We start from the raw sequence: 22,237 nt of genomic DNA, 5'->3' as shown, positions 1-22,237 counted from the left end.
CGGGGCGGCGACCGGGGCGGCTGCGGGCGCAGCGGCTGCGGCCGCGGCGGGATCCTTATGCTCCAGCGCAAGCTGCCTCAATACGGCGCAAATACGCTCAAACACGGCATCATCGGGCTCTTCGGAGGCCCGATAGGCATCCAGTTGGCTTTTGAGCACGTCTTTCGTTTCCAAGAAAATATCAATCATGTCCGTGCGCAGCGCCATTTCGCCACGCCGGATCGCGTCCAGAAGGTTCTCAAGCAGATGGGTCGTGCCCGCCAGCTGGTTGAAACAGCCGAACGTCGCCGCACCGCCCTTGATCGAATGCGCCGCGCGGAAAATGGCGTTGAGCTGCTCGATGTCGGGCGCGCCCACATCGAGCTCGAGCAACAGCTGCTCCATTTGCGCGAGCAGCTCGTCCGCCTCGTCGAAAAAGGTCTCGTAAAACTGACTGAGGTCCAAACCAGAACTCATGACCCGTACGCCTTTCTAAATGAACCTGCTACGCGCCGGCCTGCTCGTCGAGCAGTTCGGTCGCCAATTCCACCAGCACATCGGGATCCACCGGCTTGGAAAGCCAGCCGCAAACACCCAGATCCCGGGCTGCCATCTTGCTGTCCACGTCGTCCTCGGTGGTCAGCACCAGCACCGGCACATCCATGTACCGGTCCTCTTCGCGCAACCCCTGGATCAACTCCAGACCGCCCTTCACCGGCATGTTCCAGTCGCTGACGACCAGATCCACCGGGTTGGCCATCGCCACCTCCAGCGCTTCCTGGCCGTTGCAAGCCGTCAACACGTTCCAGCCTGCGCCGGTCAGCGTCGCCTGCACGATCATCCGCATGGTCGTGGAATCATCCGCCACGAGTATCGTTGCCGTCATTGTTGTCGAACCCCTTCAGCGGGCGGGGTGTTCTCCGCCTCGCCCTGCTTGGTTGCCGTTGCGGCCTGGCTGGCGGCTTGCACCGCCTGCACGGCCGTCCCCACCTCGCGCGCATCCTTGGCGCTCAAATCCGCGGCTGCGGCGTTCTCGCTTTCGATGCGCTTCTGGGTGCTTTGGTTGAGCACCACCAGGCTGATGCGTCTATTAACGGCTGCATATGGATCATCTTTAACCAGACTCATGCTGGAAGACAGACCCTGGATGCGCATGACCTTGCTTTCGTTCATGCCGCCCGCCACCAATTCCTGGCGCGACGCGTTCGCACGGTCGGCCGACAACTCCCAGTTGCTATAGGCGCGTTCGCCGCGCGCATACTGCGACGCGTCGGTATGACCCGAGATGCTGACCTTGTTGGGCAATTCGTTCAGCACCGGCCCCAACTCGCGCAGGATGTCGCGCATGTACGGCTGCACTTCGGCGCGGCCGGTCGCGAACATCGGGCGGTTCTGGTTGTCGATGATCTGGATGCGTAGGCCTTCGGTCGTCAGATCGATCAGCAGCTGCGGCCGGAACGATTTCAGGACCGGGCTCGTCTCGATGACGTTCTCGAGTCGCTTCTTGAGGTTTTCGAGGCGATGCTGCTCGCGGCGCTCGGCGTCGCCCATGGGCTGGGACTCGACCCGGTTGCCCTGGCCGCGGCGCACGTCGCCCTCGCTGCGCAGCGGGTCCTGCCCGCCGCCCGGCACGGCGCTCGTTTCCGCCGAGCTGCTGGGCCCGCCCGTGATGGCGACGCGCAGCGGCATGCGGAAATATTCCGCGATGCCCTTCAGCTCTTCCTTCGGCACGATGCTGACCAGCCACATCACCAGGAAGAACGCCATCATTGCCGTGATGAAGTCGGCGTACGCGATCTTCCAGNNCGGATCACCACACGGTGATTATTTACCGTGCTCATGGCCCGCTCCGTCAGGCCTTGCCGGTCGACTTGGTCTGGCGGACGTGCTCTTCCAGCTCACCGAAGGTGGGCCGGACCGCCGAGAACAGCACCTTGCGGCCGAATTCCACCGCGAGCTGGGGCGGGTAACCGTTCATGCTGGCCAGCAGCGTCGTCTTGATGCATTCGAGCACCTTCATGGCTTCATCGGTGCGGCGCTCCACGCGGGAGGCCAGCGGACCCACAAAGCCATACGCCAGCAAAATACCCAGGAACGTGCCGACCATCGCCTTGGAGATCAGGTCACCCAGAATGGCGGGCGGCTGATCCACGGCGGCCAGCGCCTTGATCACACCCAGCACCGCGGCGACGATACCGAAAGCAGGCAGACCGTCGGCCATCTGCTGCAGCGCATGCGCCGGCACTTCGCGCTCGTGGCGGTAGGTTTCGATTTCCTCGTCCATGAGCGTTTCGATTTCGAACGAGCTCATGTTGCCGCTGATCATGATGCGCAGGTAGTCCGTGATGAACTCCATGAGCTTCTCGTCTTTGGCGATACGGGGATACTCGCTGAAGATCGGGCTGGAGCCCGGATCCTCGATATGCGATTCGATGGCCATCAGGCCTTCACGGCGCGCCTTGTTCAGCAGCACATACAGGAGCGCCATCAGCTCCATGTACACGTCCTTGCCGTAGCGCGAGCTCTTGAGCGCGTCGGGAAGCGCCTTCTTGACCAGCATCAGCGACTTCTTGCTGTTGCCCGCCAGGAACGCCCCGAACGCCGCGCCGAAGATCAGCGTCAGCTCGAAGGGCTGGTAAAGCGCGCCCATGTGTCCGCCCAGCGCCATGAAGCTGCCGACGACCGACACGATCACCACAAGAAAACCGATAACAATCAACACAACGGGCCCCTGCCAACGAAGTCTATAACTTGCGTCAATGATCCCCTGTCCCCCCTGCCCCAAAAAGGCGGGTTAGGGGGTGTTTTCCAGGGCTTTTGATGTATTTGGACGCCCGATCAGGTCGGAGCGGCGGTCGCAATGGGGGCTGAACGGCTGCCGGCGCGTGCTTTGGCCGCCGCGCGGGTCTTGCCGGCGCGAGGTGGCGGACGGCAGATGGCGCACACGAAATCGGACTGCGGATCGTGGGCGTGGGCGATGAAATGGCCGCCGCATTGCCGGCACGCAGAGAGCTGCAACATGCCGCTGTCGAAGAATCGCACCAGCATCCACGCCCGGGTAAAGCTCAGGACGGGCTCGGCATCGGGCGTTTCCTGCCCCGCGTTTTCGAGATACAGGCGATACGCATCGATGGTGGCGCGTATGCCCTTGCTGGTGGTGCGCGTATTCAGGAACGAATACACGTTATAGAAGAGAGAGGAATGAATATTCGGCAGCCAGGTCATGAACCAGTCAACCGAAAAAGGCAGCATGCCCTTGGGTGGCGAGCAGCCGCGGATTTCGCGATACAGGCGGGCGAGGCGATCATGGCTGAGGCTTGTTTCAGCCTCAAGCACCTGAAGGCGCGCGCCCAGCGTAATCATGGAGCTAGCAAGCAGAATGTCGTCCGCTTCCTGGGAAACGCTCTTGGAGGCCATTACAGGTGTATCCGAGTGGAATTCGCGAGGCCGTCAGGCCAGTTCTTCGACAGGCTGCTTGGCGAGCAGGATGGTTGCATGCGCTTGTTGCAGCGCACCACCCAGAACGTCGTGAGTCAGCGCGGACAGCAGGCTGTAATCATCAAAGCGGAAACGGCACAGCAGCGAGCTGGAGCTGGCCAGTTTCACCAGTTGCGCCGGCGAAAGGCGCATGAGAATGTCCGCGACTTCGTTACTGAAACCCAGGCGGAACATCGATGCGGCGAAATCGTCCCGCAACATACGCTGAGCCAGTAACAGATATGACAGATTCACTTCGCGAATGTCTGCCAGCAAAGAATTTTCGACTTGTTGCACGCCGTACTCCCTATCCCTATCCCACCCGAGGGGCTTGATTACTCGTAGCACAGGCAACGTTTGTTACCTGACTGCTTGCTGCATCCTGTTTTTATGCGAAATGTATCATTTGTTCGCAAATTAAGTAAAATTTACCACAGGTGATGTCATTTTCTATGACTTATATGACAAATCTTTGTTGATGTTGCGCAACGTACCTTTCTAGACACACCTTGACATACAAGTTCGTGACAAATTCTCGTCAATTTGCCAAATAAGCATTCAAAACGTTGCGTACTTCCTGAAATGAACGGCGCTCCATTGCCGACAATGCCAACTTAGCGACTCTTAAGATTCGCCCGCCTTACCGTAGCCGCGCTTGTCGACAATGTCGCAAATTGGCAACACGACCGCGCTTCACGATGGACTCCGCCAGAATTCCCGCAATGCCCCACGCAGATGACAGCCTGGTCGAATACGCGCCGCTAGTTCGGAAGCTGGCTTTGCAATTGCTCGCCCGGCTTCCCGCCAGCGTCGAACTCGACGACTTGATACAAGCCGGCATGATCGGCCTGCTCGATGCCGTCCGCCGCTATCAGGAAACCGCGGACGCACAATTCGAGACCTACGCCACGACGCGTATCCGTGGCGCGATGCTCGACGAGCTTCGCGGCCAGGACTGGCTGCCGCGCAGCGTGCGCACAAAGGCCCGCAAGATCGAACAGGCGATCCAGTTTCTGGAACAGCGTTTGATGCGCGCGCCGACCGAGGCCGAGATCGCCGCGCAACTGGAACTGCCGCTGGATGAATACCAGTCGCTGCTGCACGACGCGCAAGGCGTTCAGATCGTGCATTACGAAGACTTCACCACCGAACCCGATTCGGCGTCGGGGCAGGCGGATTGGTCTGCGACGCTGAATCATGGGGCGCCGAGCGGGAATCCGCTGGATTCGCTCTTGGCCGGCGATTTCCGGCAGGCCTTGGTGCATGCGATTGACGCCCTGCCCGATCGAGAGAAGCTGCTGCTGTCGTTGTGTTACGAGCAGGGGCTGAATCTGAAGGAAATCGGGGCGATCATGAATGTGACCGAGGCGCGGGTTTGTCAGCTGCGGTCGCAGGCGACCGCGCGCATTCGGGCCAGGCTGAAGGATCAGGCCTGGCAGGAGTTGCCCCAGGAGGGGCAGATCGCGCAGATTATTTGACAACGCGGTACTGACCGGCTGGTTTGCCCTTCGCGAAATTGAGGCCATCATATCCGCGTGCGGATTGAATGCGGCACGCGTGCTTGAAGTCTGCTGCGCAACTCGCTGCAATCTCTGCGGTACACAACAGCCCACCCCAGCGCGCAAATTGTCGACGTCGAGTTGTCGGCTCGGCCGATCAATATGGGTCAGCGCGCGTCACAACTATCCGGTACCCGTCAACAAGTCCTACTACTTCTTGCAGTTCGCAGACTCGCGGCAGACTCATTTGGCCTATCAGACGAATGCCGACTCGCGATTGCAGCTTCTTTTCACATACCGTTCGCTAGTGGTGCTGAGCCTGACCGAGCTGGCGTGCGCGAACCGAGTCGGACACCAGAAACGTCTGGATTCCCCGCTACTTGAATGACGTTAGATTGCGCGTCGGCCGAACTGCCCCCCCCTCCGCCGGCCGTTCCAGAGGCAATCCGCAGTAAAACCTGCCGCCCATCGGCCAATTTCACGATTGTCCAAAAAAAAACCTAAAGATTGATTTTCGACTGCCGTAATCCTGGCAACGGAGAAATTCGAAGACACAAGTCAAAGAATTCTTCCCGTTACAAAGATGGGCGGCCCCGCTGCCCGGTTTGAAGAAGCCTTTCTCTCTTGGGAGCCTAAACATGGCTGCAGTCATCAATACCAACTACTTGTCGCTCGTTGCTCAGAACAACCTGAACAAGTCGCAATCCTCCCTGGGCACCGCCATCGAGCGCCTGTCGTCGGGCCTGCGCATCAACAGCGCCAAGGACGACGCCGCCGGTATGGCCATTGCCAACCGCTTCACCGCGAACGTCAAGGGCCTGACCCAAGCCGCTCGTAACGCCAACGACGGCATCTCGCTGGCTCAGACGACCGAAGGCGCCGCCTCGGAAGTCAACACCCACCTGCAACGCGTTCGCGAACTGTCGGTGCAAGCTTCGAACGGCAGCTACTCGCAAGAACAGCTGAACTCGATGCAAGACGAAATCAACCAACGTCTGTCGGACATCGACCGCATCTCGCAACAAACCGACTTCAACGGCGTTAAGGTTCTGTCGGATTCGGCCAAGCCCCTGACGCTGCAAGTCGGCGCCAACGACGGCGAAACGATCACCCTGAACCTGACCGAAATCAGCGTCAAGACCCTGGGTCTGGACGGCTTCAACGTCAACGGCTCGGGCGTGACCCAGAACCGTTCGGCTACCGTGTCGGATCTGCAAGCTGCTGGCGGCGCGACCACCGGCGCCAACGAATGGACCGTGACCACGACGCACGCTGCGATCAAGGCTGACGACATCTTCGGTCGCCTGGAAAACGGCAACACCGTCCGTGTCAGCGTCGCTGCCGGCAACGACAACACGTACACGTACGACGCCGCGAACAACAATTTCACGTTCACGAACAACAGCGCTTCGAACTCGACCGCCATCAACAACCTGGCCGCTTCGATCAAGCCGGGCACGGGCACCACCACTGGCACGTACAACAACGGCACGTCCGGTTCGACCGAGTTCACCGTTGACGCCAACGGCGACATCACCATCGACGGCCAAGCTGCTTTCGTTGACGCTTCCGGCAACCTGACCACCAACAACGCCAGCGGCACCGCTGCGAAGCTGGATCTGGTCATGCGTACGGCTGCCAGCTCGCCTGTTGGCACCGCCTCTGTCGACATCGGCGGCAAGGTCTACAAGAACAGCACGGCTGGTCAGCTGTCGTTCACCGACACCATCAGCAAGGACGCTCTGCTGGCTGCATTCAAGGCCAACGCAGCTGCTGGCGGCAACACCGTGAACCTGGGCAGCGGCATCACGGCTGCCACGGTCTCCTTCACCGGCGACACCTCCGCTGGCGCCAACATCGCCTACGTGGACGGCAAGGGCACCGTTACCCGCACCCTGAACTACACGACCGTCTACAACGTCGACCCCAACACGGGCAAGACCACGGTCAAGGGCGGCACGGGCACGGGCGACTACGCTCCGAAGATCGGCGCCGAAGCCAAGGTCAGCAGCACCGGCAAGCTGACGACGGAAGACACCAGCAAGGGTTCGAAGACCACCGATCCGATGAAGACGCTGGACGCCGCCTTCACGAAGCTGGACAAGCTGACCGGCGAACTGGGTGCTGTGCAGAACCGTCTGGAATCGACGATCGCCAACCTGAACAACGTGGTCAACAACCTCTCCAACGCTCGTTCGCGTATTCAAGACGCCGACTACGCCACGGAAGTGTCGAACATGTCCAAGGCTCAGATCCTGCAACAAGCTGGTACCTCGGTTCTGGCGCAAGCCAACCAAGTGCCGCAAACCGTTCTGTCCCTGCTGCGTTAATTCCCAGCATAAGCAGAACCGGGAACGGGTAACCGCTCCCGGCTCTGTGACCCGGTCCTTCGCGCCGGGCCACAGAGCCCCAGTACCAAGCCTCCCGATAGGGAGGCTTTTTCATTTCTGCAAGATCGCACGCGCTGCCTGGACACATAGATGCCGGAAGAGGGACGCAACCCCTGATGCCCCGGAACTGGAGGCGAATTCGGACGCTGCTTGGCGAAATGACCCGAGCGTCTGCTTCATAGAATCTGGGTCATTATCCCGAAGCCTCAATTGTTACGCGCCCTATGTCGATTCCGGCCCCCATGCAACCCTGCCAGCGGGCAGACAACCCAGGGAATCTGGCTCCCAGCCACTCACCGCTGCATCTGCGAGCAGTCGCCCATCTATATGGCGTGGAAACGGCTCCGCTGCACCGAGCGCGCGTGCTGGTCCTGGAGTGCGGTTCGGCCGAAGGGCTGTTTCCTTTCGCGCTGGCCTACCCGGATGCCGTCGTGGTCGGGCTTGACAGGCGCGCGAACCTTATTGAAATCGCGCGCAGCCGGGCGGAGCAACTCAGACTCAAGAACGTCGATCTGGCCACCGCCGGCATCTCCGATCTGCCGGCCGATACGCCGCCATTCGACTATATCGTTACCACCGGCTCTTACGACAGCCTGCCTGAAGAGCAGGCTCAGGAGCTGCTCGAGCGAGGCCAAGCGCTTCTTTCGCCCTTCGGCCTGCTCTACGTCGACTACCGTATCTATCCGGGCGCCAAGAGTCTCGAGGTGATGCGCGATGCCATACTGCTGCACACGCACTCGGCCAAGACAGAAGACGAGGTGAAGGGCGCGGCTCGCGCCGCATTGACGCTTTTCCAAGAAGGCATTGCGCCCTCGAATCCCCTGAGCGCCTCCGTCGGCACGCTGGTCGATCAATTCTCTCGCGGACTGAACTCCGACGAGGCCGCACGTCTATTGGCGTGCACGCCCACGTATTTTGTCGAGTTCGCAGGCAAGGCGGCCCAGGCGGGACTGGCCTACGTCGGGGATGCTGATCCCTTGAGCGAAATCCCGCTGCAATTTGGCCAGAATGTGTCGCTGTCCCACAGCTTGCTGAGCATGGGGCAACCGGCTGCCATGCGGCAGCAGTACCTCGACTTTGCGACCGGACGAGGATTGCGTCAGAGCCTGCTGGTTGCGCAACACCGCCAGCCGGAAATCCTGAGCGCCCCCGATCTTACGCGCCTCGCCGATCTGAATTGGGCCAGTGGGCTGATCCGGCTCGCGGCCAGGGGGCAGGACAACGTTGTTTCCTACGCCACGCACCTCGGGCGCGGACTGGTCACCACAGACCCGCTGATGGTCGATCTGCTCAGGATCTTCGGGCGCGCCTGGCCCAGCACGCTGCCCTACGCAACACTGTTCAATGAATTGAAGCGCGGCACGTCCAAGGACGATACAAGCTTGCGAAGCGGATTGGATAAGTGCCTCCGGACGCTTTTAGAGGCCGATCTGGCGCATGTCAGCCTGGGGCCCGGCCCCTATGACGATGCCGCGACCGACTTTCGACCTCTTCGAAGCATTGCCGCGTCGGGACCGGATGCGCCATTGTTCAACCTGTGGCATGAGCCTCTGCGGCTGGTCTTCAATGAGACGCAACGCGCGCTGCTAAATGCACTTTCCGCTGGGCAGTCGCTGCAAGAGGCACTGCTTGCGGTGTCCGCGGACGCAGCTCACTCCCATGTAGGCACCTCGGAATTGAACGAGGTCCTATCACTGGTCAAGCGCTTCGCGCTCGGGGAGGGTTCGGCGCAATCCTGGCACGCGCTGCTCGAGAGCGGACTGATAGACAGTGAAGGCGAAGGCCACTACGCGGGACTTTACGTGGACGCGCTTGCGCGTCTCGGCCTGACCGGTCGGCTGCCTTCACAGCGATCCCTGGCGGCTCCGCCTTCCATCGTGGCCCAGGCGCAGCGGCTGAACCAGGCAATGATGCGCAACGCCTATAGCGAAACGGAACCGCTCGCCCGCACGATCACCAAGCTTGCCCCCCGCTTCTTCGATGGATGGGAGGCGCTTGCCATCACGTTGTGCAACACGCGGCGTCCCGCGCAAGCAATGGTGGCAACGTTGAAAATGCTCGAACTCGAGCCCAACCACTCTCAAAGCTATATCACCTTGACCGTCTGCCTCAGCCAGCTGGAGCGGACCGCCGAGGCGATCAACGCCGGCCGGCGCGCCGTCGAGCTTGCCCCTGGCGATGCCCATGCTCACGCGGCACTTGCTGATGCGCTAAATGCCGAAAGGCGTTATCAGGAAGCCAAACTATCCTGCCTGCGCGCCCTGGAAATAGATCCGAACCTGCAAAAGGCACTCGCGAACCTGAGCAAGATACTCATCGACAGCGGAGACGCTGAGGGTGCGATTGCGGCAGCGAGAAACGCCGTCGCACGTGCGCCGAAGTCGCTCGCCGCGAACAACAATCTTTTGTTCGCGTTGAACTATGCTCCGACCGTGACCCCGGAAGAGGTCTTTCAGGCCTACCAGACCTACGATCAGACCTATTGCGAGCCGCTGCGCAGCACGTGGAGACCGCACAAGAATTCGCGCCAGGTGCAACGCAAGCTGAAGATAGGCTTTACGTCGCCCGACTTCCGCCAGCATTCGGGCAATTACTTTATTGAACCCGTCCTTGCTCACCTCTCCCGCGATGCCTTCGAGCTGACCGCCTATGCGGAGCTGGCGACGGAAGATGATACGACCAAGCGGTTCAAGACGTACTTCGACCATTGGGTTCCGACTTCCCCGCTTTCCGACGCTCAGCTCGCGGAGCGGATTCGCGCGGACCAGATCGATATCCTGATCGACGTCGCCGGACACACAGCAGGCAATCGGCTGGCAACCTTTGCTCGCAAGCCTGCCCCGGTGTCGATGACCTGGCTCGGTTACGGCTACACCACTGGGTTGACGGCTATCGACTATATCCTTACGGACGAAGCGATGGCGCCCCAGGGATGCGAGAGTCTGTTCTCAGAGACGCCGTGGCGGCTCCCCGATACGAACTTCATCTATCGACCGGCAACCAGCATGGGCCAAGAAGGCCCCCTGCCGGCTATTGCCAATGAATTTGTGACGTTAGGCAGCCTGACGCGCGCCATTCGCATGAATGACCGTACCGTCAGCGTATGGGCGCAGATCATGCACCGGCTGCCCGATGCGCGCCTCATTGTCGATAGCAGCAGCTATCGCGACCAAGCAATGCAAGATGCCTTGATCGCGCGCTTCGAGAAGCATGGCGTCAATCGTACTCGGCTCGCCATCGGATGCCACAGCCCCCCCTGGGATACGCTCCGAAGCATGGATATCGGCCTTGATTGCTTCCCGCACAACTCTGGCGTCACGTTGGTGGAATCGCTTTACATGGGCGTGCCGTACGTCACGCTCGCGGACCGCCCCAGTGTGGGCCGCATCGGGTCGTCGATTCTCCACGGCGTTGGCCGACCAGAATGGATTGCGCAGACGGAATCGGAGTACATCGACAAGGTCGTCGCACTGGCCAGCGACATCCCCGCCCTCGCCAAGATCCGCGCTGGCCTGCGCAACGAAATGCATGCCAGCCCCCTCATGAACGAACCCGCCTTCGCGCGCAAGTTCGAAGGCGCGCTGCGCGAAATGTTCAAGAACTGGTGCGAAACCCAAGCATGAAAGCAATCATCCTGGCGGGCGGCCTTGGCACCCGGATTTCCGAAGAAACCCACACACGCCCCAAGCCGATGATCGAGATCGGCGGGCGGCCCATCCTGTGGCACATCATGAAGACCTATTCCGCCCATGGCGTGAACGACTTCGTGATCTGCTGCGGGTACAAGGGCTACATGATCAAGGAGTACTTCGCCAACTACTTTCTGCACATGTCCGACGTCACGTTCGACATGGCTGACAACCGCATGGAAGTACATCAGCGCAAGGCCGAACCCTGGCGCGTGACGCTGGTGGACACCGGCGAGAACACGATGACTGGCGGGCGCCTGAAGCGCGTGGCCGACTACGTGAAGGAAGACGAGGCGTTCTGCTTTACGTATGGCGACGGCGTGGCCGATATCGACATCACCGCCCTGCTCGCCTTTCACCGCAAGCACGGCAAGGCCGCCACCGTGACCGCCGTGCAACCCCCGGGCCGTTATGGCGCGCTGCGCCGCGAAGGCGATCAGGTCACGGGCTTTGCGGAAAAGCCGCGCGGCGACGGCGGTCTGATCAACGGCGGCTTCTTCGTGCTCTCGCCCAGCGTGCTCAAGCTGATCGAGGACGACGACTGCACGTGGGAACTCGGACCGCTGGAAGCGCTGAGCCGCGAAGGTCAGCTCCACGCTTACGAACACCTGGGCTTCTGGCAGCCTATGGACACGCTGCGCGAGAAGAATCTGCTGGAATCCCTCTGGAGCACGGGCAAGGCGCCATGGAAAGTCTGGTAACGCCGAATGCCAATTTCTGGCGCGGCAAGCGCGTCCTCCTGACCGGTCACACCGGCTTCAAGGGCGGCTGGCTGGCGATCTGGCTGCAACGCCTGGGCGCAAAGGTGACGGGCGTGGCCCTGCCGCCGTGCACGGAGCCCAGTCTGTATCAGGCCGCCCGCGTCGGCGCGCTGATCGAAAGCCATTATTGCGACATCCGCGACGCCGCCGCGCTGCGCGAACAGGTGCAGGCCGCCCGTCCCGAAATCGTGTTGCACCTGGCCGCCCAGGCGCTGGTGCGGCCGAGCTACGCGCAGCCGGTCGAGACCTTTGCCGCCAACATCATGGGCACGGCGCATCTGCTGGACGCCCTGCGCGCGACGCCGTCGGCGCGGGTCGCGGTCATGGTCACGACCGACAAGGTCTATCGCAACAACGAATGGCCGTACCCGTACCGCGAGAACGACGCGCTGGGCGGGCATGACCCCTACAGCGCCAGCAAGGCCGCCAGCGAACTGGTCATCGCATCCTATCGCGACGCCTTCCTGCGCGAGCAGGGCTTGGCCGTCGCCAGCGCGCGGGCCGGCAATGTGATCGGCGGCGGCGACTGGTCGGCGGACCGCCTGCTGCCGGACGCCGTGCGCGCCTGGCGAGGCGGCGGAGATCTCCATGTGCGGCGCCCGCAGTCGGTGCGCCCGTGGCAGCACGTCCTGGAACCGCTTGCCGGGTACCTGACCTTGGCGGAAAAGCTGTGGAACACGCCCGCGCTGGCGGACGCCTACAACTTCGGCCCAGATGCGGCCGAGGCGGCGCCTGTACGCAACGTGGTGGACCTGGCCCTATCTGCATACGGCAAGGGCCGCGTGGTCTATGCCGAACAGATCGAAGGCCCGCACGAAGCCGGCCTGCTCACCCTGGATACGTCCAAGGCGCGCGCCGTATTGAACGTGGCGCCCCACTGGACGCTGTCGCAGGCCGTGACGCGCAGCATGGACTGGTATCGCCGATTCGACGCCGGCGAAGACGCGCAGGCGCTCTGCCATGCCGACATCGACCGCTACGAGGCGCGCCCATGAGCCTGGCCGTCCTTGATACCCCGATCGCTGGCCTGAAGGTTGTGCAGCGCCATCCGCGCGGCGACACGCGTGGCTTTCTGGCGCGGCTGTTCGATGCCGCCGATCTGGCCTCATGCGGCTGGACCGGCCCGGTCGCGCAGGTCAACCATACCTATACGGCGCAGGCCGGCACGGTCCGCGGCATGCACTACCAGTTGCCGCCGTACGCGGAAATGAAGCTGGTGAGCTGCATTCGCGGTGTGGTCTGGGATGTCGCCATCGATTTGCGGCAGGGCTCGCCCACGTTCCTGCAATGGCATGCCGAACGCCTGTCGGCGGACAACGGCCGCGCGCTGCTGATTCCCGAAGGCTTCGCCCACGGGTTCCAGACGCTGACGGACGACGTAGAAATGCTGTATTGCCATTCCGCCTCCTACGCCCCGCAGGCCGAAGCCGGCCTGCATTACCAGGAGGCCCGCGTCGGCATCTCCTGGCCCGCCCCCCCTACCCTGGTGTCCGAGCGCGATCAGCAACATCCGCGCTTGGACGCTGCCTATTCTGGAGTTGCACTGTGAAGTGCCGCCATTGCCAGGCCGAACTGCGCCTGCCCTTTCTCGATCTGGGCCATGCCCCGCCGTCCAACGCCTACCTGACCGAAGCGGCACTACGCGGTCCCGAGACCTGGTTCCCGCTGCGCATCCTCGTGTGTGAGTCCTGCTGGCTGGTTCAGACCGAAGACCACGCGGGACGCGAAGCACTGTTCACCGACGACTACGCTTATTTCAGCTCGTTCTCGTCCTCGTGGCTGGCGCATTCGCGCCGCTACGTGGATGCGATGATCGGCCGCTTTGGCCTGGGCAAGGACAGCATGGTCGCAGAGATCGCGGCCAACGACGGCTACCTGCTGCAGTACGTCAAGGAAGCGGGCATTGCCTGCTACGGCGTGGAGCCCACCGCCAGCACGGCACAAGCCGCTCGCGACCGTGGCATCGACATCGTGCAGCGCTTCTTTGGCGTGGAACTGGGCGACGAGCTGACTGAAGCCGGACGCGCCGCCGACCTGATCGCCGCCAACAACGTGCTGGCGCATGTCCCGGACATCAACGATTTCGTCGCGGGCTTCGCCGCCCTGCTCAAGCCGCAAGGCGTGGCGACGTTCGAGTTTCCGCACTTGCTGCGCATGGTGCAGGAAGGCCAGTTCGACACGGTCTATCACGAGCACTATTCGTACTTGTCGCTCACGGCGGTCTCGCGCATCTTCACGGCCAACGGGCTGTCGGTGTTCGATGTCGAACACCTGGGCACGCACGGCGGCAGCCTGCGCGTCTTCGCGCAGCGCCTGGACACCGGCAAGCATGAAGTTGGCGCCGAAGTGGCGCGCACGCTGGACGAAGAGCAGCGCGCCGGCGTCGCTGGAACTGATTTCTACGCGCGCTTTCAGCAGCAGGCCGAACGCGTCAAGAATGACCTGCTGGCGTTCCTGGTGGAACTGCGCCGCGGCGGCAAGCGCATCGCCGCTTACGGTGCCGCAGCCAAGGGCAACACGCTGCTGAACTTTGCCGGCGTGCGTCCGGACCTGCTGCCGTATGTGGTGGACCTGAACCCCGCCAAGCAGGACAAGTACCTGCCGGGCAGCCACATTCCGATCGTGGCCGAAGCCCGGCTGCGCGAGGACCGGCCCGAGTACATCCTGATCCTGCCGTGGAATCTGAAGACCGAGGTGACGGAGCAGCTTGCCTACGCGCGCCACGAATGGGGCGCCAAGCTGGTTACCGCAATCCCTTCGCTTTCCATCGACAGCGGGCCGCACGCATGAATGGCCGGCCGGTCACCGTTCTGGGCGCCTCGGGCTTCATCGGCCGCCATCTAGTCGCGCGCCTGCGCGCCGATGGCATCGCCTGTGACGCCCCGCCGCGCCAGGACACGGACCTGTTGCGCCGCCCGCTGGGGCACGTGATCTACGCGATCGGCCTGACCTCGGACTTCCGCAGCCGTCCGCTGGACACCGTGGAAGCCCACGTATGCCTGTTGCGCAGTCTGCTTGCCCAGGGCGATTTCGACACCCTGACCTACCTGTCCAGCACACGCGTGTATTCGGGCGTGAACGACACGCGTGAGAGCGCGACGCTGCGCGTCAATCCGAACGACGCGAGCGACCTGTACAACCTGTCCAAACTCATGGGTGAGTCGCTGTGCCTACACGGCGGACGGTCCGCCAAGGTGGTGCGCCTGTCCAACATCGTAGGTCTGCGCGACACACCGGACAGCTTTATTGACCAGTTGCTGGAGGAAGGCGCGCACGATGGCCGCATCACGCTGCGAACCGCGCTGGCCTCCCGCAAGGACTACCTGCACATCGACGACGCGGTCTCGCAGATTCTTGCCATCGCCCTGTCCGACGCTACCGGCATCTTCAACGTCGCGCACGGCGTGGGCATTGAGAACCGTGAGGTCGCAGCACACCTGCAGGACACCATGGGCTATCCCGTATCCGTCGCGTCCGACGCGCCGGAATGGGCCTTCGACGACATCGACGTTACCCGCACGCAGGCGCTGTGCCGCCAGCCCCCGCAGCCATTTTCCGAGTTTTTCCCGAATTTTCTAGCGCAGTACCGTCTGCACAAAGGAATCTGAATGTCCTACCTTGAAACCACGCCCGACGCGCATCCGGAGTACCGCCAGGAGAAGGAAGCCCGCATCGCTAGCTTCGCCAAAGACCAGGAATTCCGCGAGCTCTCCATTGCCTGGCGCCAGATGGCGCTGGAGCGCAAGTACATGAACAACTTCTCGTGGGCGGGCCGGCCGCTCATCCAGCTGCCCATGGACGCCATGGCCATGCAGGAGCTGATCTGGGCCGTGAAGCCGGACCTGATCATCGAGACGGGTATCGCCCACGGCGGCTCGCTGATGTTGTCGGCCTCCATGCTCCAACTATTGGGCGCAGGCGACGTGGTCGGCGTGGATATCGAAATCCGCGAGCACAACCGCAAGGCCATCGAGTCGCATCCGCTGGCCAAGCGCATTCATCTCATCGAGGGCTCCAGCATCGACCCGGCGACGATCGCGCAAGTGCGCGCGCATGCCGAGGGCAAGAAAAACATCATGGTGTGCCTGGATTCCAACCACACCCACGACCACGTGCTGGCCGAATTGAATGCCTACGCGGATCTCGTCAGCGTGGGAAGCTACTGCGTTGTCTTCGACACCTTTGTGGAAGACATGCCAGCCGACTACGAGTGGCCCGGCCGCCATTGGGGCAAGGGCAACAACCCCAAGACGGCGGTCTGGGAATGGATCAAGCAGCACCCCGAGTTCGAGATCGACCGCTCGGTCGAAGACCGCCTGCTCGTCACGTCCGCGCCGGACGGTTTCCTGCGCCGCAAGGCCTGATTGCGCGCCGGACTGACAACATGATCCAGATCGATCCCACCGCGCGCGTGTCCGCGCTTGCCGATATCGAGGATTCGACCCGCGGCACGCGCATCGTGGTCGGTCCGCGTGCGGTGATCGATTCCTTCGTGAAGATCAAGCCTGCGGGCGGCGCGGGCGACGTCGAGATCGGGCCGGAATGCGTCATCAATTCCGGCTGCGTGCTCTACACCGGCAATGGCATCCGCATGGGTGCGCGCGTGGCAGTCGCGGCCAACTGCACCTTCGCCCCGGCCAACCATGAGTTTCGCCGCCGCGACCTCCCCATTCGCGAGCAGGGCTTCCGGCCCAGCAAGGGCGGCATCGTGATCGAAGACGACGTCTGGATCGGCGCCAACTGCGTGCTGCTGGACGGCGCGGTGCTGCGTCAGGGCTGCGTCATCGCGGCGGGCAGCGTGGTGCGGGGCGAAGTCGAGGCGTATTCGATACAGGGCGGCAATCCCATGAAGCTGCTGGGTCGTCGGGAAGCAACGGGAGACTGACGCATCGGGTTGGATGCGTGGCGGAAATCTGGACCAAGCGGCTGATTTTCGGTCCTATTCTCCGGTTGCCCCCTGCGGACATGCTTCATAATTGCGTCCGCAGCTTTTGTATCTATATTTTTCACGACATGACCGCCACGCCTCCCGATCCACTCGCTACGCAGCACGACGGCACTCCGGATCAAGATGACCAGGGGCCGGGAGACACGCAGACCTCGCGCCTGCGCGAAGAGAACCGAGCCCTGCGCGAGCTTCTGGCTGCGCAAGTACAGGCGTCGCTACCGCGTCAGGAGCCGGGCTGGTTCAAGCGCCTATGCTGGTGGCTGATCTCGGCGCCGGGCGCGGCGCTGGTCGGCTGGCGCAGCCTGTTCGGCCGCGAGGACGGCGAACCCATAACGCGCCGCAATGTGGGCCGCGCGACGATGACCGTGATCTACACGCTGGCCATCTATGGCGCACTGGTGCTGCTGGTGGTGTCGTGGAATTCACCCAACATTGCACCGTCCGGCGCGACATCCGCCAGCCCGATGCGTGTGCCGTTGACGCCGCTGCCTCCCGCGACGCCAGACTCGAATAATGCGGGCACGCCGTCTTCGAATCGCGGGCAAGGGGAACGAGGTTCTGGTTCGGCATCGTCGGCGGCGGGGTCGTCTTCCGCCGCGTCTACCGAAGCGGATCGCGCAGCGGCCTTGTCCGCAACAACTGATATGGGACCTGGCCCGTCCACGCCCGCCGCGCCCGTCCCTGCCGCGCCGGATCGCGTGACGCTGGCGCCTCCGTCCGTCCCGTCCGAGGCTTCGACGCCAACAGCTTCTGCTGCCGCCTCGGATCGATCGCCCGCGTCTGCTTCCTCGACAGTGCCGGAGCGTCCGACGCCAGTTGCATCTTCCAACGCCCCCGCCGCGCCCCAATCGACGCTGCGCATGACCGTGATTCCCGCCCCCGATCCGCTGGCGTGGGTCGCCGCGCTAGACAAGGAACTGGAACAGTGCGCAGAACTGGGCTTCTTCGAGCGGCCAGAGTGCGCATGGGCGGCACGCAAGCAATACTGCGAAACCAATCAAGGCTGGGGCCAAGTGAAGGAATGCCCGGCGCAGCCGTGACCCGCAGACTGCGAGTGTCACACGCCCGCCACGATCCCCCGCCACAATGCACTGCGCCTCGCGATCATTGCGAAATGTTTTGCATCATTCGATTGGCGTGCCCCATAATGCGACTTGCTTCGGCCGTTGATCCGGCCTCACACCACCAGGACACCTAGACCATGGATGCTTCCGTCAACAACACCGTCAATTCCGCCCTGGCCTTGCGCGACGCGAACCTCATGATGGAAGTGCAGGCATCGGTGACGAAGAAGGCGATCAACGCCCAAGCCGACTCGGTCGCCACGCTGTTGCAATCGCTGCCGGTTCTGGCAATCGACGGCACGCTGGGTTCGCGCATCAACACCCACGCCTGAATTCAAACCGCGCGGCGATCGGCCGCAACGGGATGCAAGGCAGATAAGCCGCCCACGGGCGGCTTTTTCAATTGGACGGCTGTTCGTCAGGTCAGCATCTGAAACGTGCGCCGCGCGCAAGATGCCGGCATCTGTATGGCTTGCAACGACTGCGCCGGAGCCGCCGGCCCGCTCAACCCGCCGGCTTACGCTCCAACCCCACAATCAACTTCGCCAGCAATCCATCCAGCTGCGCCTGTTCCTTTTGCGTTAATGCAGCCATCGCCTGCTGTTCATTCGCCACATGCAGCGGCAGCAGCTTGTCGATGAGCGCCAGGCCCGCCGGCGTAAGCCGCACCAGCGTGCTGCGCCGGTCGTTCGGAGACGGCACGCGTTCGATGAGGCCTTTTCGTTCGAGACGATCCAGCCGGCTCGTCATCGCGCCTGACGACAGCATCAGGCCCTCGTGCAGATCCGTGGGTGTCATGGCGTACGGGTTGCCTGACCGCCTCAACGTGGCGATGACGTCAAACTCGCCTTGGTGCAGTTCGAACTGCGCCGCCAGCGGCAGGAACCAGTTGCGCTCCAGCAGATGCGTGGCTTGCAGCAGACGCCCGACCAGCGCCATCACGTTGGCGTCTATGTCAGGACGTTCGCGCTGCCATTCTTCCTGCGCGCGCCGTGCACGGTCGTTCATGGTTGTCTCTACATGAAGCTATTTACGTTGGCAGCCATGATATCCCGTTGCCGAACCTACCGCGCCGTCTATATACTTCGGCATCAAATAACTTGATGTCGAGATATCCATGACGCGCGTGAGGTTACGCCCCTTGTTTGCCATCGTCGCCATCGTGGCCGTGGCGTTGAATCTGCGGCCTGCCCTGGCCGCCATCGGGCCGTTGCTGGACATGATCCAGGGGGCCACCGGCGCGACCAACACGCAGGCCAGCCTGCTGACCACATTGCCCGTGTTCGTGATGGGCGTTTGCGCGCTGGCAGGCGGACGCATCTCGGGATGGTTGAACGAACGGGTCGGGATCGCGCTGGGCGTGGCGCTGGTGGCCCTTGCTTGCGCCGCGCGCTATGTCGGGACGCAGACCTACGGGTTGCTGTTGACGGCGGTGTTGGCGGGCGTCGGCATTGCGCTGGTGCAGACCTTGCTGCCTGCATTTATCAAGCGCAATTTCGCGCATGACATGGGACGCGTGTTTGGCTTGTACACCACCGGCATCATGGCGGGCGCGGCCGTTGCGGCGGCCAGCGCTGCGGGACTTGCGGGTAGCTTCGGATGGCCCGCCGCCTTGGCGTTCTGGAGCGTGCCCGCGCTGCTGGCGTTGCCGCTGTGGCTCAACGCAGCGCAAGATCGCGCCGCCGCGTCATCACCCCGCCACCGCATGGCTCGCACGGCACCACGCAGCTTCTGGCGCAATCTGCGGGCATGGGAGCTGATGCTGTTCTTTGGCATCGGCACCGGCGCCTACACGCTGGTGCTGGCCTGGTTGCCGCCGTTCTACACCAGCCTTGGATGGGAACCTTCCGCCGCCGGCTTTCTGCTGGGCGGCCTGACGCTGGCCGAGGTGATGGCGGGTCTGGCCGTGTCGGCGTGGATCGGCCGCTTTCCGGATCGCCGCAAGCCGCTGGCCGCCGTGCTGACCATTCTGATCTCCGGACTGACATGCCTGATCCTTGCCCCGCTCAAGTTGGCGCTGCTGGCGTGCTTGCTGCTCGGCATCGGAATCGGCGCGCTGTTTCCGCTGTCGCTGATCGTGGCGATGGACCACCTGGACGATCCGGCGCAAGCGGGAATGCTGGCGGCGTTCGTGCAAGGCGGCGGCTACTTGATTGCGAGCTTCATGCCATTGCTCGCGGGAATTCTGCGAGACCGGTTTTCCAGCCTGACCGAGGCCTGGATCGTGATGCTGGCCGGTGCCGTCATGCTGCTGGCGCTGGCCCTGCGGTTTTCGCCCGCGTCTTATCGGCGGATCGACGCCTGATCGCGCGCCCCTGCACCGCCCATACATAGGCAGCCGCCCCGCTAACAGCCTACGCACGGCGCTGGCACGTACAGCGTTTGCACAGACAGCCCTCGCATAAGAAGCGCCCGGGCAAACAACGCACACATCCACAACGTACACGCATAAAAAAGCGCCGCCCCCTCAAAAGGGGCGGCGCTTTTATTGCAACCGCGGCCAAGCCGCGACGCCTTACTTCTTCTTCATCGGCGGCAAGTCGGTGCAAACACCTTCGGCAACTTCCGCGGCCATGCCTACCGATTCACCCAGTGTCGGGTGCGGGTGGATGGTCTTGGCGATGTCGACGACGTCGGCGCCCATTTCCACGGCCAGCGCCAGTTCGCTGATCAGGTCGCCCGCGTGGGTGCCCACGATGCTGCCGCCCAGGATGCGATGCGTTTCGGCGTCGAAGATGAGCTTGGTAAAGCCCTCGTCGCGACCGTTGGCGATGGCGCGGCCCGAGGCTGCCCACGGGAACACGCCCTTCTCGATCTTGATGCCCTGCTTCTTGGCTTCTTCCTCGGTCAGGCCGACCCACGCCACTTCCGGATCGGTGTAGGCCACCGACGGGATGACGCGTGCGTCGAAGAAGGACTTCTGGCCGGCGGCGGCTTCGGCGGCGACGTGGCCTTCATGCACGGCCTTGTGGGCGAGCATGGGTTGGCCGACGATGTCGCCGATGGCGTAGATGTGCGGCACGTTGGTGCGCATCTGGCGGTCGACCTCGATGAAACCGCGGTCGGTGACGGCGATGCCCGCCTTGTCGGCGCCGATCGTCTTGCCGTTGGGGCTGCGGCCGACGGCCTGCAGCACCAGGTCGTAGCGTTGCGGTTCCTTGGGTGCGCCTTCGCCTTCGAAGGTGACGTAGATGCCGTCCTTCTTGGCTTCGGCGCCCACCGTCTTGGTCTTCAACATGATGTTGTCGAAGCGGTAGGCGTTTTTCTTCTGCCACACCTTGACCAGGTCGCGGTCCGCGCCCTGCATCAGGCCGTCCAGCATTTCCACCACATCCAGGCGCGCGCCCAGCGTGGAGTACACCGTGCCCATTTCCAGGCCGATGATGCCGCCGCCGATGATGAGCATCTTCTTGGGCACTTCACGCAGCAGCAAGGCGCCGGTGGAGTCGACGATGCGCTCGTCCTGGGGCAGGAACGGCAGCTTCACCGACTGGCTGCCGGCGGCAATGATGGCCTGTTTGAAACGCAGGGTCTGGGTCTTGCCGTCGGCGCCCTTGACGGTCAGGTGGTTGGCATCGGCGAATTCGCCCACGCCCGTCACCACGGTGACCTTGCGCGCCTTGGCCATCCCGGCCAGGCCGCCGGTCAGCTTGGCCACCACGCTGTCCTTGTAGCCGCGCAGCTTGTCCAGGTCGATCTTGGGCTCGCCGAAGCTGATGCCGTGGGCAGCCAGTTCGCGGGCTTCGTCGATGATGGCGGCGTTGTGCAGCAGCGCCTTGGACGGAATGCAGCCCACGTTCAGGCAGACGCCGCCCAGCGTGCTGTAGCGTTCGACCAGGACCACGGACAGGCCCAGGTCGGCGGCGCGGAAGGCGGCGGAGTAGCCGCCGGGGCCCGCGCCCAGCACCAGCATGTCGTATTCGCCGTCGGCCGAACCGCTGTAGGTGGCGGCGGCAGGCGCGGCGGCCTTGGCGGCGGGCGCTTCGGCCTTCGGCGCGTCGGCCTTGGCGGCCGGCTTGGAGTCAGCCTTGGGAGCCGCCTCCTTGGCGGCGCCAGCGTCAGCACCCGAGGCAGCTTCCACTTCCAGCACGACTGCGCCTTCAGCAACCTTGTCGCCGACCTTCACGGCGATGGACTTGACCACGCCGCCTTGCGACGCGGGGATCTCCATCGAGGCCTTGTCGGATTCGACCGTGATCAGGCTCTGTTCCGCCTTGATCGTGTCGCCCACGGCCACCAGCACTTCGATGACTTCCACTTCCTTGAAGTCGCCGATGTCCGGCACTTTGATTTGAACGGTATTGCTCATAGGGCTCCCCGTTTACAGCGCGATGCGGCGGAAGTCGGCCAGCAACGCACCCAGATAGGCGTTGAAGCGCGCGGCCGCGGCGCCGTCGATGACGCGGTGGTCGTAGGACAGCGACAGCGGC

21 protein-coding genes and 1 pseudogene are annotated in these 22,237 nt (G+C 63.1%); 13 read left to right on the top strand and 9 right to left on the bottom strand.

The window, feature by feature from the left end:
* The 6 genes and pseudogenes from B3446_RS16405 to flhD form a co-directional block, all read right to left on the bottom strand.
* The coding region (locus B3446_RS16405; protein WP_291383417.1) for an Hpt domain-containing protein at positions 1 to 456 on the bottom strand (456 nt) is incomplete at its 3' end.
* A 28-nt stretch (positions 457 to 484) separates the two neighbouring features.
* Entirely contained in the window at positions 485 to 865 is a 381-nt protein-coding gene (locus B3446_RS16400) for a response regulator (RefSeq protein WP_175126093.1), read from the bottom strand.
* Positions 862 to 1,820, bottom strand: a pseudogene (gene motB, locus B3446_RS16395) (flagellar motor protein MotB). Before motB ends, B3446_RS16400 begins: the two are co-directional and overlap by 4 nt.
* A gap of 11 nt (positions 1,821 to 1,831) precedes the next feature.
* The gene (gene motA / locus B3446_RS16390; RefSeq protein ID WP_056570169.1) at positions 1,832 to 2,701 is read right to left on the bottom strand and encodes a flagellar motor stator protein MotA; all 870 of its coding nucleotides are present in this window, start codon (positions 2,699 to 2,701) and stop codon (positions 1,832 to 1,834) included.
* Positions 2,702 to 2,817: 116 nt separating this feature from the next.
* Entirely contained in the window at positions 2,818 to 3,396 is a 579-nt protein-coding gene (gene flhC, locus B3446_RS16385) for a flagellar transcriptional regulator FlhC (protein WP_291383415.1), read from the bottom strand.
* 33 nt (positions 3,397 to 3,429) lie between these two features.
* Positions 3,430 to 3,753 carry a flagellar transcriptional regulator FlhD gene (flhD, locus tag B3446_RS16380; protein ID WP_046806433.1) on the bottom strand — a complete coding sequence of 108 codons (324 nt, stop codon included), beginning with the start codon at positions 3,751 to 3,753 and terminating at the stop codon, positions 3,430 to 3,432.
* 425 nt (positions 3,754 to 4,178) lie between these two features.
* Here flhD and B3446_RS16375 point away from each other — a divergent pair, with 425 nt between their 5' ends.
* The 12 genes from B3446_RS16375 to B3446_RS16320 all read left to right on the top strand — a co-directional run bounded on the left by B3446_RS16375 (position 4,179) and on the right by B3446_RS16320 (position 18,139).
* Positions 4,179 to 4,934: an RNA polymerase sigma factor FliA gene (locus B3446_RS16375; protein WP_175186085.1), complete on the top strand. Its 756-nt coding sequence runs from the start codon at positions 4,179 to 4,181 to the stop codon at positions 4,932 to 4,934.
* A gap of 659 nt (positions 4,935 to 5,593) precedes the next feature.
* Positions 5,594 to 7,285, top strand: a complete 1,692-nt coding sequence (locus B3446_RS16370) for a flagellin (RefSeq protein ID WP_291383410.1) — start codon at positions 5,594 to 5,596, stop codon at positions 7,283 to 7,285.
* A gap of 422 nt (positions 7,286 to 7,707) precedes the next feature.
* Positions 7,708 to 10,968, top strand: coding sequence for a methyltransferase regulatory domain-containing protein (locus tag B3446_RS16365; protein WP_291383408.1), 3,261 nt, complete (start codon positions 7,708 to 7,710; stop codon positions 10,966 to 10,968).
* Positions 10,965 to 11,735, top strand: coding sequence for a glucose-1-phosphate cytidylyltransferase (rfbF, locus tag B3446_RS16360; RefSeq protein WP_191578113.1), 771 nt, complete (start codon positions 10,965 to 10,967; stop codon positions 11,733 to 11,735). The genes B3446_RS16365 and rfbF overlap by 4 nt, the downstream gene beginning before the upstream one ends.
* A complete protein-coding gene (gene rfbG / locus B3446_RS16355; protein WP_291383405.1) occupies positions 11,720 to 12,790 on the top strand; it encodes a CDP-glucose 4,6-dehydratase in 1,071 nt (356 codons plus the stop codon). The genes rfbF and rfbG overlap by 16 nt, the downstream gene beginning before the upstream one ends.
* On the top strand, positions 12,787 to 13,344 hold the full coding sequence (locus B3446_RS16350) for a dTDP-4-dehydrorhamnose 3,5-epimerase family protein (RefSeq protein ID WP_291383404.1): 558 nt from the start codon (positions 12,787 to 12,789) through the stop codon (positions 13,342 to 13,344). The genes rfbG and B3446_RS16350 overlap by 4 nt, the downstream gene beginning before the upstream one ends.
* Positions 13,341 to 14,585, top strand: a complete 1,245-nt coding sequence (locus B3446_RS16345; protein ID WP_291383401.1) for a class I SAM-dependent methyltransferase — start codon at positions 13,341 to 13,343, stop codon at positions 14,583 to 14,585. The genes B3446_RS16350 and B3446_RS16345 overlap by 4 nt, the downstream gene beginning before the upstream one ends.
* Positions 14,582 to 15,403: an NAD-dependent epimerase/dehydratase family protein gene (locus B3446_RS16340; protein WP_291383399.1), complete on the top strand. Its 822-nt coding sequence runs from the start codon at positions 14,582 to 14,584 to the stop codon at positions 15,401 to 15,403. The genes B3446_RS16345 and B3446_RS16340 overlap by 4 nt, the downstream gene beginning before the upstream one ends.
* Positions 15,404 to 16,159 (top strand): cephalosporin hydroxylase family protein, encoded by a 756-nt coding sequence (locus tag B3446_RS16335; protein WP_191578118.1) that lies wholly within the window; start codon positions 15,404 to 15,406, stop codon positions 16,157 to 16,159.
* A 20-nt stretch (positions 16,160 to 16,179) separates the two neighbouring features.
* Positions 16,180 to 16,680, top strand: coding sequence for an acyltransferase (locus B3446_RS16330; protein ID WP_191578119.1), 501 nt, complete (start codon positions 16,180 to 16,182; stop codon positions 16,678 to 16,680).
* 128 nt (positions 16,681 to 16,808) lie between these two features.
* Positions 16,809 to 17,783, top strand: coding sequence for a hypothetical protein (locus B3446_RS16325; RefSeq protein WP_291383396.1), 975 nt, complete (start codon positions 16,809 to 16,811; stop codon positions 17,781 to 17,783).
* A gap of 161 nt (positions 17,784 to 17,944) precedes the next feature.
* Positions 17,945 to 18,139 carry a putative motility protein gene (locus B3446_RS16320; RefSeq protein ID WP_056316520.1) on the top strand — a complete coding sequence of 65 codons (195 nt, stop codon included), beginning with the start codon at positions 17,945 to 17,947 and terminating at the stop codon, positions 18,137 to 18,139.
* 172 nt (positions 18,140 to 18,311) lie between these two features.
* Here the strand turns inward: B3446_RS16320 and B3446_RS16315 are convergent, their stop codons facing one another.
* Complete coding sequence (locus tag B3446_RS16315) at positions 18,312 to 18,815, bottom strand: MarR family winged helix-turn-helix transcriptional regulator (RefSeq protein ID WP_175126086.1); 504 nt, start codon at positions 18,813 to 18,815, stop codon at positions 18,312 to 18,314.
* A 109-nt stretch (positions 18,816 to 18,924) separates the two neighbouring features.
* Between B3446_RS16315 and B3446_RS16310 the strand changes: the two genes are divergently transcribed.
* Complete coding sequence (locus B3446_RS16310; RefSeq protein ID WP_291383392.1) at positions 18,925 to 20,112, top strand: MFS transporter; 1,188 nt, start codon at positions 18,925 to 18,927, stop codon at positions 20,110 to 20,112.
* A 210-nt stretch (positions 20,113 to 20,322) separates the two neighbouring features.
* On the opposite strand, the gene lpdA is transcribed toward B3446_RS16310, so the two are convergent.
* Positions 20,323 to 22,116 carry a dihydrolipoyl dehydrogenase gene (gene lpdA, locus B3446_RS16305; RefSeq protein ID WP_291383389.1) on the bottom strand — a complete coding sequence of 598 codons (1,794 nt, stop codon included), beginning with the start codon at positions 22,114 to 22,116 and terminating at the stop codon, positions 20,323 to 20,325.
* 12 nt (positions 22,117 to 22,128) lie between these two features.
* On the bottom strand, positions 22,129 to 22,237 hold a 109-nt coding region (locus tag B3446_RS16300; RefSeq protein WP_291383421.1), incomplete at its 5' end, for a 2-oxo acid dehydrogenase subunit E2.

This window comes from Achromobacter sp. UBA5777, assembly GCF_002418565.1.
In the GTDB taxonomy this organism is placed as follows: Bacteria; Pseudomonadota; Gammaproteobacteria; order Burkholderiales; family Burkholderiaceae_B; genus Achromobacter; species Achromobacter animicus.
Note: the sequence above shows the minus strand (reverse complement) of the source record. Positions and strands in the feature narration are given on the sequence as shown.